15 protein-coding genes are annotated in these 15,476 nt (G+C 41.1%); 4 read left to right on the top strand and 11 right to left on the bottom strand.

The genetic code is table 11. The features are described 5' to 3' along the window. Nucleotides 1–2 precede the first annotated feature (2 nt). Nucleotides 3–311: an Hpt domain-containing protein gene (locus AB6E78_RS17085; protein ID WP_017061719.1), complete on the bottom strand. Its 309-nt coding sequence runs from the start codon at nt 309–311 to the stop codon at nt 3–5. 192 nt (nt 312–503) lie between these two features. Here AB6E78_RS17085 and AB6E78_RS17080 point away from each other — a divergent pair, with 192 nt between their 5' ends. The 3 genes from AB6E78_RS17080 to AB6E78_RS17070 all read left to right on the top strand — a co-directional run bounded on the left by AB6E78_RS17080 (nt 504) and on the right by AB6E78_RS17070 (nt 2,107). After that, nucleotides 504–1,097, top strand: a complete 594-nt coding sequence (locus AB6E78_RS17080; RefSeq protein WP_137001856.1) for a TfoX/Sxy family DNA transformation protein — start codon at nt 504–506, stop codon at nt 1,095–1,097. A gap of 338 nt (nt 1,098–1,435) precedes the next feature. Further along, nucleotides 1,436–1,675, top strand: coding sequence for a hypothetical protein (locus tag AB6E78_RS17075; protein WP_017061717.1), 240 nt, complete (start codon nt 1,436–1,438; stop codon nt 1,673–1,675). A 117-nt stretch (nt 1,676–1,792) separates the two neighbouring features. Beyond that, a complete protein-coding gene (locus AB6E78_RS17070) occupies nt 1,793–2,107 on the top strand; it encodes a helix-turn-helix domain-containing protein (RefSeq protein ID WP_017061716.1) in 315 nt (104 codons plus the stop codon). Nucleotides 2,108–2,109: 2 nt separating this feature from the next. Here AB6E78_RS17070 and AB6E78_RS17065 read toward each other — a convergent pair whose 3' ends face one another. Further along, nucleotides 2,110–2,373, bottom strand: coding sequence for a hypothetical protein (locus AB6E78_RS17065; RefSeq protein ID WP_258183228.1), 264 nt, complete (start codon nt 2,371–2,373; stop codon nt 2,110–2,112). A 216-nt stretch (nt 2,374–2,589) separates the two neighbouring features. On the opposite strand from AB6E78_RS17065, the gene AB6E78_RS17060 reads away from it, so the two are divergent. Further along, complete coding sequence (locus AB6E78_RS17060) at nt 2,590–3,726, top strand: reverse transcriptase domain-containing protein (protein ID WP_372133464.1); 1,137 nt, start codon at nt 2,590–2,592, stop codon at nt 3,724–3,726. 500 nt (nt 3,727–4,226) lie between these two features. Here the strand turns inward: AB6E78_RS17060 and AB6E78_RS17055 are convergent, their stop codons facing one another. The 9 genes from AB6E78_RS17055 to AB6E78_RS17015 all read right to left on the bottom strand — a co-directional run bounded on the left by AB6E78_RS17055 (nt 4,227) and on the right by AB6E78_RS17015 (nt 14,979). Next, nucleotides 4,227–4,574, bottom strand: coding sequence for a hypothetical protein (locus AB6E78_RS17055; protein WP_137001854.1), 348 nt, complete (start codon nt 4,572–4,574; stop codon nt 4,227–4,229). A 90-nt stretch (nt 4,575–4,664) separates the two neighbouring features. Beyond that, nucleotides 4,665–7,250, bottom strand: a complete 2,586-nt coding sequence (locus tag AB6E78_RS17050) for a DUF1566 domain-containing protein (RefSeq protein ID WP_102321097.1) — start codon at nt 7,248–7,250, stop codon at nt 4,665–4,667. 202 nt (nt 7,251–7,452) lie between these two features. Next, entirely contained in the window at nt 7,453–8,172 is a 720-nt protein-coding gene (locus AB6E78_RS17045) for a hypothetical protein (RefSeq protein WP_241910598.1), read from the bottom strand. Between the two features lie 395 nt (nt 8,173–8,567). Further along, nucleotides 8,568–9,365: an outer membrane beta-barrel protein gene (locus AB6E78_RS17040; RefSeq protein ID WP_102321098.1), complete on the bottom strand. Its 798-nt coding sequence runs from the start codon at nt 9,363–9,365 to the stop codon at nt 8,568–8,570. A gap of 1 nt (nt 9,366) precedes the next feature. Next, nucleotides 9,367–10,398, bottom strand: a complete 1,032-nt coding sequence (locus AB6E78_RS17035) for a hypothetical protein (protein ID WP_065583729.1) — start codon at nt 10,396–10,398, stop codon at nt 9,367–9,369. Continuing rightward, complete coding sequence (locus AB6E78_RS17030) at nt 10,398–11,120, bottom strand: hypothetical protein (protein WP_102321099.1); 723 nt, start codon at nt 11,118–11,120, stop codon at nt 10,398–10,400. The genes AB6E78_RS17035 and AB6E78_RS17030 overlap by 1 nt, the downstream gene beginning before the upstream one ends. Nucleotides 11,121–11,130: 10 nt before the next feature. Next, complete coding sequence (locus AB6E78_RS17025) at nt 11,131–13,881, bottom strand: TcfC E-set like domain-containing protein (protein WP_102321100.1); 2,751 nt, start codon at nt 13,879–13,881, stop codon at nt 11,131–11,133. Next, nucleotides 13,881–14,396, bottom strand: a complete 516-nt coding sequence (locus AB6E78_RS17020) for a hypothetical protein (protein WP_102321101.1) — start codon at nt 14,394–14,396, stop codon at nt 13,881–13,883. The genes AB6E78_RS17025 and AB6E78_RS17020 overlap by 1 nt, the downstream gene beginning before the upstream one ends. 70 nt (nt 14,397–14,466) lie before the next feature. Then, nucleotides 14,467–14,979 (bottom strand): hypothetical protein, encoded by a 513-nt coding sequence (locus AB6E78_RS17015; protein WP_102321102.1) that lies wholly within the window; start codon nt 14,977–14,979, stop codon nt 14,467–14,469. Between the last annotated feature and the right edge of the window lie 497 nt (nt 14,980–15,476).

The following is a 15,476-nucleotide window of genomic DNA, read 5'->3' as shown; positions in this document are numbered from 1 at the left end:
ACTTAAGCGTCAAAAAGTTGAATCATGGCGTTAGACACATCCATCAAAATCTTTTTTCCTGCACTTTCATTGATTACCGCGTCGTAGTGCTCCAATTTAAGACAAATTCTTGCAACCTCTGTAGCCCCGCAAGATAACGCAATGCCTTTCACTTTATGGGCGAGCGCTCGATTGGACTCACCTCCTTGAAGAATATCATCATTAACCTTGTGCAAACTTCTAATAGCAATCTGACGAAATCGAACGCCAATATCCGATTGAAAGTTACAACCCGTCGCCATTAAAAATACATTTGTGTCGATGCTATACATACCAATTTCTCCCGCCTTCGTGACCCCCCTTAATTTTGACCGTCTGTTACAAAACTGATATGGCAGATCGAGAATTTAAATAACCGGCATGCCTAATGGCATTGTCTGTTTTTTAACTTGGCTTATGCCATATTCACTGCTGGCTACATTTGGACAATAGATCACACTTTTTATGATTATCGAGTGAAAATAATGGCTCAACTTTTCAGACATACTTTTAGACGCTTGGAACAATTAGGTCGAGTGTCTATAAAACAAATATTTGGCGTAACGGCCTTCTATGTAGATCACGTTTTGCTCGTTCTACATAAAAGTGGGGAGCTGTACCTCAGAGGAACACCGGCACAAGAAGGCTACTTTATTAACAAGGGCTACCCCAAGGTGAATGCGAGCGTACTTGGAGTAAGTCAGAATGCGGATTATTACAAGTTGCCAGCAAACCCTTGGAGCAAGTATTCTTTGACTCTATGTGAAGCAGAAATCGCACTAGAGCAAATAAAGAGATCACGAAGCAGTTATATTTCTGCTCCCGAAAGGCTCAAAGACTTACCCAACATGCGATTCTCAACTGAGCAACTTCTTGAGAAAGCGGGTATAAACTCCATTGAGAAACTCAAAAACCTGGGCACGATTGGTGCTGTAGAGGCTATCCAACAGCATACCCACCATAAACCAACCATCGAGTTAGTTTGGTCGTTAGAGGGTGCAATCCAGGGTATACACCGTTCACAACTGCCGACGAACCTAAAAAATGCATTGCGCACCCAAGCTCAAAGTTATTGTTAGCCTATATTGTTTTAACGAAGCTTAGATTCTTGTTAAATCCAAATGCGGTCAATTTGATGCCGTGGCTATTCCTAGCTACGGCTCATTAGGCTAACCCGCTGTCCTTAAGTGATTTCACTCAAGTTTAACGTCTTTAAATTAGCCTCCCCTTTCATTTGATCGCCCACTCCGTTTTAATTTTCACTGCCAGCCTTTATTTTGGTTTCCTACTATTCCCTCTGCTACAAATTACCATTCAAGTTTTAATGCAACTGAATTTATAACTATTTATTTTACAACCTGCCCTATCGCTACCAAACTAGGCATATCAACACAACACTAATAAAAGGTGCCTAAATATGCGTTCATTAATCTTTATTTCAACAGCAGTATTAGCAACTCTTATCTCTTTTCAGTCGGCGGCCGCAAATGTCACTGTGCGTTGGACAGGGAAAGTACCGACTTCTGACTGCGCTTCAAACCCTATTAGCAATCAAGTCGCGTTCAACTCACAAAGCGAACGTTGTAAGGTTGAACTTAAACAAACTGAAATAACTAATACAAAAACAGCAAATAAAATGGTTTCGTTTGATGTGTAATATGAAAGGAAAACCCATTAAGTAGGCATAATAGCCAGATTAATATTCAACCTGACCTTGCATGTAATCGCAGCAAATAAATAATACGGGTATGATAATTAAACTGGCTGTTTGTTTATGCACTTAATCTTACATAAAGGGTCGCTAAGAATTTCGCTAGCCGACCACCCAACGATAAAACCCATCCAGCTCACACTCAGTGAATTTTTAGTTCTAAAAGAGTTACTCACTCATCAAGGGGAGCATTTAACCAAACACCATCTACTAAAAATGGGATGGCCCAATTCATTCGTCTGTGACAATGCATTGAATATGGTGATCATGTCTTTAAGAAAGAAGCTTCTTAGGCTCGGTGGATGGATAGAAATCAATACCATTTACAAGATAGGTTATAGTTTAAATAAAACTGACAAAATATGTGTTTTGCAGTGAATTTAAACACTCCCGTCCAAAAACCAGCGCCGCCAACCTACAACTTGCCTTTGAATATGACCAATGCATTCGGTCAGCACAGCAAGCGCACCGTGAGAGAGGAACTTCATTTCCCAAGCTAATAACAGCAGTGCTGAGATAGTCTCTAGCGAAGCATTAACCTCCATTAACAAACTTACGGCGCACTCTTTTCCTGCCGTTGTTGATTTATTTTGTAGATTCGCTAGTACTACATTGCGAATCGCTAGCGTTATTTCTTTGAGCAATTGTTCCCCAGTGGTAAACCGAAATGCTCTGGGAAAATGCTTATGTTGGTTCCAATATAGCTTATACAATTTCTGTAAGTCATAGTATATTCGATTATGTTTAAAAGGTTGCCCCATAATTATCCCTCATCAATTCGTCACAAACTTGTCTCTGAGTTACTCCGTAGTGCTCAACTTGCAGGTCGTAGCCAACAAAAGGCTACACAGGCCTTGCAAATGCCAACATACTGCCACGAGCTCTGTGATGCCATACTTAGCGGCTCATATAGCCCTGAGCCCTACCAACACTTCGCCATTACCGAACCTAAACTCAGAGAGATTTATGCCCCTTCATTCAAAGACCGAATTGCTCAAATGTGGGTGTGTAGTCATTTAACCCCGCTAATGGAAAAGCGTTTTATTGACGACACTTACGCAAACCGTAAAGGGAAAGGAACCTACGCGGCTATAGAAAAAAGCCAAAAATTAATGAGGCAACCAAAGCACCAATGGGCAATGTCGTTGGACATATACAGCTATTTTAACCAGATAGATAAATCCCTTCTACTCAATAAAATAGAGCAGCTTATTGCCAATGCTACCATTAACCCACTTAAACAGCGTTGCCTTATTGAAGTAACCAAGCAAATTATTACTCACGATACCGCACGTGAAGCTCTTACCCGAACCGGGGATCAGTCTCTTTTGCACGCCATTCCTAAACATAAACGCCTCATTCACAGCCCAATAGGAACAGGCCTGCCGATAGGTAGCGTTACGAGCCAATTAATGGGTAATTATTACCTCAATGACCTAGACCACTTTATTAAACACGAGTTAAAAGTGAAAGGTTACGTTCGTTATATGGATGACCTATTTTTACTTGCCGGCTCTTCAAGCACCTTGCAAAGCTGGCAACAAGAAATTAAGTGTTACCTCATAGAACAATTAAAGCTTAAACTACACCCAACAAAGGTTCACCTTGACAAAATAACGCATGGCTTTGACTATTTGGGGTATCGTATTTATGGGCACCATAAAACTATACGTCAGTCTACAGTTCAGTCACTCAAGCAACGACTCTGTTATTTTCGCTCTCTCCTGATGCCACATATGACTTTACCAAATGCGACACCACCAGAACGTGGCCAATGGCAACGATGGGACAGAGCGGGCAACACGCCTCCATTAGGGCTCCCTTTATATCGCGCAATGCTAAGCACTATTAATAGTTATTACGGCTTATTGAGCCATGCTAACCACTGTAGATTACGTAAATCGCTCTATCACAATCATTTCGGCGAGTTAAAAACGCTCTTTATTCCTGCCAATGCATACTATACGAGCGTTAAGCTCCGTTCTTGTCATTTTTGATAAGGCGACAACACTGAGTATATGTCAGCCTGATACGCACGAGACGTAGTTCTGATTGGATGGGTTGTTGCTGTTGACGTTGCCATAGTTGAGGTTCACGTTGTAGTAGTTGGAACCATTAGCCGTCGACGACCAGTAGTTGTTGTTGGTCGCCCAACCCTTCACGTTTGCACTTATTGTTTATACGGAGTGTTGCCTTTCGACTTGCCCCCCTTTATTACCTCTAATAAGGCCATAAGTGCCGATAACATACCAGGGCCCGCTCACCAATGCCGTAACAAAGGTGTTCTCTAGGCGCAGCAACGCTGCTATGTTCCCTGTTTTTAGCGTATCGCCTTATCAAAAACATTACTAAGGCTACCGTTCAGTCCAACGAATAACATCAAACAGCAACCTACCCTCTGGGTTAGATGTGTCCGGTGTGCATTCGTCTAGCTGGTGTACTAACCACTGTGGCATCCAAACTTTAGCGAAGCTGTTATCTATTTTTAGTCTAGGATTTAAGTCAGACCGTTCATGTACAGGTAAGTCGTTTTTGTGCGATAGATACCACTCTTCCCAATTAGACATATCGGCATAAAAACCAATGCTGATGATACCTTTTCGTCAGGAAACACCCCTACTTTTGCAAGGCTGCTTACAGGTAACCCGCCCGATAGAACACATTGTGACCCGAGTTTTTTAACCACTTTAGCTGACACTTTTAAAACAGGCAAAGAGGGGGGAGTGACCACCCACTGCTGCCATGCGAACAGCGCTTGATCATAAAAACGAACAAACATGCCTTCATGTATGCCGATAATTTTACCTTGTTGCTGACTAAGCTTGAGTTTTGTTTCAATATCCATATTAATCCTTACTGAGTTTAGAAAATAAACCGCTACCCTCTATAAAAAGAAAAAACGGCCCTGCGGGCCGCAAACTCTGAACGTTGAACCCTAAGAACCTGATACGCACGAGACGTAGTACTGACGGGATGGGTAGCTGCTGCCGACGCCGCCATAGGTGAGGCCCACGCTGTAGTAGTAGCCGGAACCATTAGCCGTCGACGACCAGTAGAAGTAGCCGGTCGCCCAACCCTTCGCGGTGTACATGTGACCAAAGTTATTAAAAAGACTCGTCAACTCATCTATATTTGCTAAAGCCCAATCATCTCTCCCGTTAAGCTCAAGTGTATTATAATGTTCACAAAGGCTATGTGCTTCAGTAACACTAAAAATTGCAAACGATCCTGAAGGACCATAAGGGATATTGTCAACATGACTACCGTAGTAATTACCACTATAGCCAACAGCGTTTAAAAAGCTCTCACTTGGAGTACCGGTAAACAACTTTCCATCGCTTTCCGCAATTTTAACACAGGCACCCGCGGCGTTTTGTTGATCATCATCCCCAACTTGGCCACCACACAAATAGGCATGAAAGGTAACTTGGCTAATCGCATTAGTCTGTGTATTGGTTGTTGTGGTGTAAGATGACGCCACATCAAAGGTCATGGTCGTTGTTGGGGTTTGATAGTTTGTATCCCACTTTACCCGCACTTTTTGCTCACCTGATTCATCGGTTTGAGTCGTTTCCGCTTCAAGGATAGGAGTAACCATTTCTGCGGTGTCTGGGTGCTGTTCTGTACTTACCACTGAAATGACTGAGTAACCTTCTACTGGGTTGCTATTTTGATCGGTCAAGGTCGCAGTAACCTGGCCACCTTCCACTGACGTATAAGGTACCGTGTCAATCGTTGCTTCTGATGACACTGCAGCCGTCTTTTCATCACCAATAAACTTAACTTCATAGTCTTGAGTAATGCCACCCACATCAAGGGTTAATGTGACGGTTTCCGCTTTTAAACTGGTTAAGCGAAACTCGGCAATACCATAGCTGTCTGTGGTAACGTTATCGCTGTCCAATGTCACATTTGGGCTAGAGACAGAAGCCGTCACAAGGGTATCTGGTCTTACTTCTTGACCGAGTTTTAACTCAACAAATACAGAACCAACATCAACTCCATCCGCGACAACTTCCGTGCTTGAGGTAGGCAATACAGTAATTAAACCTTGCTTAACACATGTCACATAATAAGCCGATGTTGGATCGACATCGCCTGTAAGGGTGCTGCCATCTTTAAGATCCACCCACTTAACCAGATCTGCTCCGTCATCATAAGCGAGGTATTGCGCTTTAACAGGCCAGTTATGTAACGCCTGAACATCGGTATCAGTGGCCATCAGCTTAAGTTGATCAAACGTCGGCACTGAACCACCGATGGTGTCGCAGTATGCTACGGCCGACGGATAACGAAAACCAGCCATATCAATCGCTGGGCTGTAGCCATCATCGTTCAGTTTTATATCATAAGGCGAGCCTTGCCCGGCTGCATCAAGTGCGGTGGGTGGTCCAATATAGAGATCCAACAAATGAGAAATGTCGTCCCATTTTGATGACTGATTAGGATCGGTCACTTCAACACGAATCAAACCCATGTCATACACTCCATTATGATCACTAACCGCAAAACTAATATAGTGGTAACCTGGTTGTGACGCTTGAAAGACGATCGTTTTATTCTGAGTGTCCAGTGGATCTTTAGGTACCGCTTTTGCGTTAAACGATTCAACATACACCAATTGATAATCATCACTATCGTCCGAGGAAACAAAGCCGCTGATGTCGATTTCTTCATCGGTCAATACGTTGACAACAACTGGATATACAATATTATCGTCAATCGTAAAACCTTGGTTAGCTTCGTAGCCCACCGCAACATCTAAAACCCCCATCAGCACAAGGCCATTAACCGAGTCTTCTAACGTATAAAGAACACGGTCAATGCCGGTAAAACCTGACGGCGGGGTATAATCCATAGTCTGGTCATCTGTACTATTTATTTGAACTGAGCTCGAGCGACCGTACGGTAGTGTAAGCTCCGTTAATACAAACTCGTCACCTAACGTAAAGCCGACTTTCTCCAATTCGTCCTTCAGTAAAACACTCACATCTTCATTAATCAGTGTTGTTGCACTTACTGGAACCAGTTCGGTTGAGCTAGGATTACTACTTACCGCAATGCGCGTAACCGCAGAACTCGAACCTTCTGAGCTACTACTATCACTCATTGGCGCTTCAGCCATACGGCTCATTGGCGACAATGTTTTAGGAGTCACATGATATCGATAGTCACACACCTTGGTATCAAAGGCCTGAATTACAAACCCTGTTTCCGTCATACTTTCTACTTGGCAGCTATCATCATTAGACAAGACCTCGACTTCACTCAGCGCAAAGCCACCACCCGTTGATGAAAATACCTTTGACGACAGGTCAACCTCGAACGATTCAGCATAGCCAGTCGAGTAGGTAGCATTTTGAGCGGAAAGCGTCGCGCTTTGAGTATTAGGGGAAACACTTGCTGAGCTTCCGGCACTTCCTTCACTGCCCTCTCCACCACACCCAAAAAGGGTAAGCGTAGTAGCGACGACAAAACCCAGGGGAATGCTTCCTCCTGGCTTATTGCTTAAAAGGTTCATATTACTTCTCTTTACTTTTTATTGATTTCAAAATTGATTTTATGATTTGTATTTAATGTTGTATTGGGCATTTACACTTTGCTGATAACAGTGATGCCATGTAGGCTAAAATTAGCACTGAACATGGGTAATGAATGCTGATCGTCCTTGATTAGCATTAATCATTGAAGGCCTATAATTATGTCTATTTTCAGCGTTCCTATTACTGAATAGGCAGTTGCATCTCTTTAGAGTATTTTTTATCGTAAGATGTTACGGTTACATTAAGTTGTTCACTTTGCGTATATTCCGCAAGAGAAAACGTTTTATCCCGACCAGATACAACAGTGAACTTTTGTTTGCATTGCGTATTATTTTCTGTTGTACATGAGTTAACATAAACATCAATTAGCGTATTACTATTATTATCGATGCGTAAATTCTCGCCCTGATTGTAAATCTTATAATCAAAACTTGGCTTTGTCGTAGGCAGAATATAAACCGGTGAAAAACCATAGTTTATCTCGACACCGTGAATTTTCTCTCCCTCTTCTTTATAACGACTAGGAGTAAATGGCAGCATAAACATCAAATCTTTGCTGTTATCGCAAGACGTGTTGTGACATAAGCTACGAACACCCACGTCTTTCTCTTCACCAGGTCTTAAAACTAATCTTGGGTGCGTAAGAGATATTTTCCAATCATCTAGATTGTTTCTTGTATAACTATTACGAACGATTTTGTCGCCATCAATAAACTGAATTTCTTGTACTTTTCCATTAACAAAAATCGGGTGAGACTCATCATTAATAAGTGTCACGACACCATTGCCCTTTTTATCCGCGACGACAATCATCTTGTCGACATTAAAAGCATTGGCAGCAGTAGAAGTCATTGCTGAACAAATTGCGAATACTGTTAATAGATTATATTTAATTTTCATATTTCTCTCTACTAAAAATAATAAATTTTAGGATACTACTCGTCTATTTTGCTCAGCGCGTATATAACACCAAGCGCGAAAAGAATGAGTACATACATGTTTAAAATATTTGGTCCGATCATTACTCCGCTCTCTTATATTTGACCTTCATGCATATAATTGAGGTATTAATTAGCATATTTGCGAGCCCAAACGATAAAAGGTGAGTAGCTCGATTGGTGAGCAGTATCGCGCATTCGGATTTAAAGGTATTGGCCACTCTTGAATTTCAAAAACGCAAGATGCGAGATAGCTAAACAAGTGTAGATATCATTTACATTGGCGAGATACTCTCTGCTACAAACAAAGAAACACTGCCAAAAAATTGGCAGTGTTTCTGTTTCAAGGAAGGCAACTTAATCTAAACAGCTAACTTTCGGGTAAAGTATTTTCTCTTCAGGGTAAATCAAATTCAAATCACGATTATTAAGATTTGGATTTGCTTCGACTAATTCATCAAGTGAGCTATCAAATGCTCTTGCAATTCGGTGCAAATAGTCGCCAGGAACCACTCGGTATTCAACTAAACGCTGCTGACACGATGGCGCCTTCTTAATTGGGACAATAGACGCCAATTGGGTTTTCGGCCTTGATACTTGGGTCGACTCTTCAACAAGCTGGTCAACATTGGGCCTTGGGTTAATATCTGAAAGGCCTTCTGCGGCTTCATTGCTTGAAAAACGATAAACCAACAGTGCATTAAATGCGTATAGATCGTCTTGTTGACGAGCTAAATCAAAGACGCCTTGGTAACCAAGGTCGGCGCTCCAATTTTTACTCAATTGGTATTTAAGACCAAGCGATGCCGTAAAATTGGTGTCGTCACTAGAAAACGCGCCCCCGACTCCTGCATACAAGGAGGCAAATTCACTGACGGGTAGCAATAAGTCGGTTTCAACCATTACCGCACGTAAACTATCTATTTCCGAATCAGAAAAAGCAGAATAATCAGCATAGCCAAGTTCAAATAGTACGTTTTCACTAATGTTATATCCAACCGCCGCCTTATAACCAAGTGCTTCAGTCTGTCCCATGTTGTCATCAAATGCAGAAAACGTCATGCCACCACTCATCTGGATAGGCAGCTCCTCTGCTGATACACTTATGGATAAGAACACAGCGATAATCGATGACATTAAGTTCATTTTTTTCATCTTAAATACCAGGCTCCAACATGATCGTTACTTCATCAAAATAATCTCCGGAAACAGCAGAACTGCCCTCAATATCGTAATCAAAGTCTAAAGTAAAGTTAATACTTGTTTGCACTCCAGCTCCTTCTGAAATAGCCGTTGTTTGATACATTAATTGTCCTTCATCAACTAAGTTACCAGAGCTGCACTGATCGCAATGAATGCTGTAAGGAATAACCACACCAGGGTTACTTGAATTAACCAATTCGTATGACTGTAAGGGCATTGTTAAAACAATTCCGTCATTAAAATAGCCGTTCGCTGTAATATCAAATGACGTTGTCGATGTTATTCTTTTGCCAATTGTGTCGTAGACTGGCGTCATGACACCATCTCCACTTACAAAAACACTGTCGAGTTGAACAGGCTGATAATCAAATGAAAACAACATCACTTCATTGATGTTGCGATAAGTCATAATGCCGTCATTTTCATAGTAGTAACGAATATTTACCGGCACTGAAGCTGAATATTGCCCCTCTGGTAGCCCACTTAATGCCGACACTATTTCACTTTCGTTAATATCGAAAATAGGTCTCAGGAAAATAAATGGGCTCGATTTTTGTTTATTAATTAATCGAACAGACGAAACACAGTTTGGACCTTCAACAGTCACAATCGGTAGTGACACTTCATCAAATGAGCACCCACCACCTACCGTATTCGCTGACTGGGCAAATTCAATTCCAGTAGTATTGTATTGAACGCCCGATATATCGATCGATATTGACGGTGAAGTATTCCCATTTCCCCCAATTAAAGTCATCTCTGTTGGAGGTGTACCCGAAAATGTCGCGGCCGCCCAAGCTTCTGAAGCCTGCAACATAGGAGGAGTTTCCCACGTACTTGGCAGCATTTTACCATTGTAACGTGTCACATTGTCCCAACGAACACCACCAGCCTTCACTTCCGCGCGAACTTCAAACGCAGCTTGAGCCATGCTTGTCGTCATTAATGCAATAAACGCTACAATATATAGGATAGGTCTAGGCATTATATTTTACCTCTCGTCACCATTTCTTTCTTTGAATAGCTTCTGTCGTGAGATGTCACGGTAATGGTCAACTCGTTATTTCGCATAGTTTCGGTTAAAGGGAACGTCTTATTCCTTCCCGATACAACCGTAAATTTTTGTTTGCATTGGGCTTTGTTTTCAGCAACACATGCATCTACAAAAAAATTGAGCATGGTATTACTTTTATTTTCGACTCTAAGGCTATCACCGTTGTTGGTTAATTCGTAAGAATAATTCGGTTGTGTTGTAGGAATAATATAAACAGGTGCGAATCCGTAATTAATTTCCACACCACTCACTACTTCACCAGGTCTGTATTTACTTGGAGAAAAAGACAGCATAAACATCAAATCTTTTGAATTATCGCATGCAGCGTTGTGGCATAAACTACGTATGCCAATGTCTTTCTCTTCACCAGGGTTCAAAACTACCTTCTGGTGCGTTAATGACACCTTCCAATCGTTTAAGTTGTCTCTTGTATATTGTTTTTTTTCTACCTGTTCTCCATCAATAATATTTATTTCATCCACCTTTGCTTGGATAAAAATTGGGTGAGACTCGTCGTTGGTTAACGTAACGATACCGTTCCCTTTATCATCAGAGACAATAACCATTTTATCTACCGTAAAAGCTTGTACACTTATAGATAACAATATAGCGGTGAGTGATACTAAATTTAGTAGAACTTTATTGGATTTCATTTCCCACTCCTTAATTAACTTGTGCGACTGGGTATGTAATGGCGTTGGTGCGATAAAGTCGCTTTGCCAACAGTTTTAACTGATCGATATCTCTTTTATGAAGCGCTATTGTTTCCGCCATGTTTATAGATTCATGCGCTATATAAATTGCCTTAAACGAACCCACTTCTTTCTGAATAATTCGATAACCGTGTGACTCGAGCTTTTTAAGCGCTTTATTCAGTTCAATCGAGCTTTCGTATGCACCTAAATACATCGCTTGTAGTCGTTCATCTGCATCAATCAAATCTATCTGCTTTTCTTGAGCTATTGGCAAACAATAGTTTTGACCAAAGTTCATCTGATTTGTTGAAGTAAATTCATAAGGCAGTAAGCATTGGCTTTCTTTCGCTGACAATTCAAAGTTCATGCCTTCCAATACGGTTACTCTATAAACACCGTCGGCCATTTCATTGACTTCAATACAACCTTCTCCATGACACTCCACTTCTGTAATCGGCTGTTCTGATATGTCATTAAAGGCGCTGACAAACGAAACGACGCGACTAACTCTTGGCTCAATAGAAGCAACCGTACCTGGGTGTGTAAACACGGTTACGTTACTATCACCAGAGTTGTAAAGATCAACGCTCTCTGAATCAAATTTCGCACGATATTGACTATAGTCTTCCAAAGGCACAATTGTTTCATCGTTATATACGATGAACTTACTGTTGTTTCGCCCTTCTTTTTTAAGAGAGAAGTAACCTTTTTCATCAAACGTCTGCTCTGTATTCTGCGACTGATGAATATCGACAAGCGTATAAGACATTGCCGCTTTATCGGTAATATAAACGCCGTCTGTCGTCACGATTTGAGTGCTAGACAAGCCAGCATTGATACCACTCGTGCCATTGGTGGACGTATGGGCGGAGGCATTCATTCGAGCGTATTTAGTCGTGCCACTGGTCGCCAATAACGCATCTTGATACATATCATCCTGTTGTCGATCGTAGGTGTTACTCACCTCAAGCGACGTATTAAAGGAGTCTGAGTCAATTAACTGATTTCGTCTTACTGTTGTTTTAAATTGATTAATGTCATCACTATCACTCGTCAGGCCCATGATAGTTTCTACTGTGTCTGACAACGGGACACTCCATAACAAATTAACTGATATGTCGTCCGTCGCCTCAGAGTAATCGACGTTAATATTAACTCGCGAATCTAAAACTGTGGGCGTGCTGTAACCAACGGAAATAAACTGCTGTTCCTGTTCATCCGAGTTACCTAAATTGTCTAACTGCTTGTCGTTATTAAGCGAGTAAACCGCATACATAGATTGTCCACCGCGGAAGCTGTACGAAGAATTCAACGATAGACGTGAATAATCGGCATATCCGTACATATAAGAAGCAACTGGATCACCAAGTTCATTATCGAGAGACTCATAAGATAGACTTAAATAAGGGATACCGATATTAGCATTAAAGTGAGATGCGTCTTCGAATTGGCTGTACACAGCTTCAGTACTCAAATCCCAATCAATCAGATTGTATGCACCACCAACGGTGTACATAGTGCCACTGTCCGTGACCAAGCCGCCCAAGCCTACTTGCAACGAACGGGTGAGTTGGTAGTTAGCTAATGCCTTGCCATAAACATCGTCTTCAATATTTTGAATGCCATGTTCCGTGTAGTCGTAATGGCTTCCTGAAAACATACCCGCAGTGGCAACGAAATCCACTTCCCCCTGAGTCAGAGAGTCACCTTTGGTGTTATATACTTGATAAGTCTGGGTATTAACAACTTGCCCACCACTTGTCACCTCAAGTACAGCTTCATAGCGACCAGATGGTAACTTGCTGTAAGGAATTGAGTTCTGCCCTTCTGGTACGTTATCTTGAAAAATCAATCGACCATCACGAAGAACTTGTACACCGCCACTTGTTGGCGCATAAAAGCTCAATACTTTGTCGTTATTATGTCCGCCTACGAGCAACTTTTTAGAGGTACCTACCGTGAGCGAGTTTTGAGCAACTCGAGCGGTGTTATTCAGGAAGTCAGTTGAGTTAACCTCTGGCTCAAATTCAAAATGACCCGCTTTTATTGAGTAAGAATCGATATCTAAATGATATGCCGCTTCATACAATTCAGAACCGTTATCACTGTTGTTGGCATTGAAATCAGTTTTGAGGTATCCGTAAGGTAGCCCCAGTGTCGTTTCATTATTTAAAGAAACGATTGAGTCTTGATCTTGATATTCACTCACGTACAGATCAAATGAATTGATTAACCCATTGTGTTGACTCAGAGACGAGTGGTATACCAGTTCTTCATCGAGATTCGAGTATGACAACACCTGTGGAGATACAAAAAGATAGACTTCTTGATCGTTATAGTTATGAACGATCTCAAACGTTTCTGGGTACAACTCACACTCATCGAGCTTACCTAAACACTCAGACTGATCTTGTATGCCAACCATTAATTGATCTATGATCTTCTGCTGGTACTCAGCCGACACTGTATTATCATTTAAATAGTCAGATACCTGTGCGATCGCTTTTTTATTATTCGAGTCTAATTTTAACGTGTTAAACGACGTTAAAAATGGGATCGGTGAAGTAAGGGAACCATCTAAGTTACGTATACGGACTGTTGACTCTTTCAATTCAAACAGTTCTTCAAAACCTTCAAGAACATTTTGACTATAACTTGAATACGAATACACAGGCAATAACACTAAAATTGCCATTGTTATGAGTTTGAACCTGAACATTATATATCTACCTCTATATTGAACTCTATCTCACCATTACACCTCTCCGCTTGGCCCGCTGTGATGATATCTTTAAATGACTGAAAACTTAATATAATGTCATGCTCACTATACTTATTGTCGCCATCATTTAAATTGAAATTTGAAAAAGAGACGGATTCACCCTCTGACAAACTTTTCCCGTCAATCGTTAATGTAACGAAATCATCCTGAACATTGCTCACTCCAGAGTAGTCCGTACAAATTGACGTATTTTTTGTTAACGTTGAAATATAAGGAATATCCGAAGACTCAAAAGGTATATCTGTTTCAATTCTTAATGTGGTATTAACATCATCAAATTTTGTTTTGTCTTGATTTGACGTCAACTCCAGAACTGCCGGAATAAATTCAACAGAATTAATTGAATTTGTATAAAGTTTGCCTACATCGAGGCTCGTAGTAATGTAAAGCACTTTGAAATCGGCGTTGGCATTCATACTCATGAAAGCCAATAGTATTAAAACTTTTTTCATATTGACTACCATCGTAGAGAAATAAGGCTCGTAATTACTACGAGCCTTTGAATCGGGAATTTTCTACAAATTAAACAAGGTCAGCCATAACCGTTACTGATGCTTGAACAGTAGTTCCACCTACTTCAGATTCAGGTAATACAGCAGTCTGCTTAACTTTAGTTGAAATAGTTTCTTCACCAGAAACAACATCACCAACGGCTACTGGTGCACCATTTACATTAATCTCAACAGCTTGAGATGGGTTTGCCACACCGTCAAAAGCTACTGATGCATCAACTAGAGTCCAGTTAGCTGAAGCTAATGCACCAACAACAGGAGTAACAGCATCACCATCATTTAAGTGAGACTCAAGTACGATAGTATCTGATTCAAACACACCGTCTGAGCTTGGAGTGATAGTACCGTTAAGCGCTGTTGTATCACCTCCTAGGCCAGTGATGATAAGTGCATCTGATGCGCTAGTTGTTGGAACAACGCCGTTCCATATAACAGTAGCATTTGAAGATGCGTTAGCACCTGCACTTACTGCCATACCCATAAGAAGAACTGATGCTAGTGCGCTTTTTTTGAAGTTAAACATTTTACTTTCCTTTAAAGATTAAATATTTCATAAATTAGTAATCCCGCTCCTGCGTTTAAATTTGTTAACGCTCATCGGTGACAGGACGAAATAAATTATGCGGAACACTGGAAAAGAAATATTGGGCATTTGAAAATTCCATTTGCCGAAAATGCCGATTCGATAAAACCATCAACAGTAAAGCTAGTAATACCTACCTTCGTTTTATCTACATCTATAATAAAAACCTGCCCGATAAGCTATAGTTTAAATTCTAATAAAAGAAGATTGAATTACATAAGCAATCGAACAATACTTACCATAATAGAGATTATCGAGGACAAAGAATGCCACTCACGTTTGCACACTTCTTAGAACAAGCCAGAAAGGAGCGAGGTTTAACACAGCAGGAGATGCTTGAGTTACTGCTTGAGGCCGACCCGACATTGTCTAAGCTCGACCTCAGGGCAAGATTACGAAGCCCCTTGCCCTGCAAGGACTTGCGAAAGGTAAGCGTT

The organism is Vibrio sp. 10N.247.310.98 (genome assembly GCF_041467395.1).
Lineage (GTDB): Bacteria > Pseudomonadota > Gammaproteobacteria > Enterobacterales > Vibrionaceae > Vibrio > Vibrio crassostreae_C.
The sequence above is the reverse complement of the archived record's forward strand: the minus strand, read 5'-3'. Positions and strand labels throughout refer to the sequence as shown.

Coding starts and splice junctions, on each gene's coding strand:
- AB6E78_RS17015 (WP_102321102.1), bottom strand. CDS start 14,979: ATGTTTAACTTCAAAAAAAGCGCACTAGCATCAGTTCTTCTTATGGGT.
- AB6E78_RS17035 (WP_065583729.1), bottom strand. CDS start 10,398: ATGCCTAGACCTATCCTATATATTGTAGCGTTTATTGCATTAATGACG.
- AB6E78_RS17025 (WP_102321100.1), bottom strand. CDS start 13,881: ATGTTCAGGTTCAAACTCATAACAATGGCAATTTTAGTGTTATTGCCT.
- AB6E78_RS17085 (WP_017061719.1), bottom strand. CDS start 311: ATGTATAGCATCGACACAAATGTATTTTTAATGGCGACGGGTTGTAAC.
- AB6E78_RS17045 (WP_241910598.1), bottom strand. CDS start 8,172: ATGAAAATTAAATATAATCTATTAACAGTATTCGCAATTTGTTCAGCA.
- AB6E78_RS17030 (WP_102321099.1), bottom strand. CDS start 11,120: ATGAAATCCAATAAAGTTCTACTAAATTTAGTATCACTCACCGCTATA.
- AB6E78_RS17080 (WP_137001856.1), top strand. CDS start 504: ATGGCTCAACTTTTCAGACATACTTTTAGACGCTTGGAACAATTAGGT.
- AB6E78_RS17075 (WP_017061717.1), top strand. CDS start 1,436: ATGCGTTCATTAATCTTTATTTCAACAGCAGTATTAGCAACTCTTATC.
- AB6E78_RS17060 (WP_372133464.1), top strand. CDS start 2,590: ATGCCAACATACTGCCACGAGCTCTGTGATGCCATACTTAGCGGCTCA.
- AB6E78_RS17040 (WP_102321098.1), bottom strand. CDS start 9,365: ATGAAAAAAATGAACTTAATGTCATCGATTATCGCTGTGTTCTTATCC.
- AB6E78_RS17020 (WP_102321101.1), bottom strand. CDS start 14,396: ATGAAAAAAGTTTTAATACTATTGGCTTTCATGAGTATGAATGCCAAC.
- AB6E78_RS17070 (WP_017061716.1), top strand. CDS start 1,793: ATGCACTTAATCTTACATAAAGGGTCGCTAAGAATTTCGCTAGCCGAC.
- AB6E78_RS17050 (WP_102321097.1), bottom strand. CDS start 7,250: ATGAACCTTTTAAGCAATAAGCCAGGAGGAAGCATTCCCCTGGGTTTT.
- AB6E78_RS17055 (WP_137001854.1), bottom strand. CDS start 4,574: ATGGATATTGAAACAAAACTCAAGCTTAGTCAGCAACAAGGTAAAATT.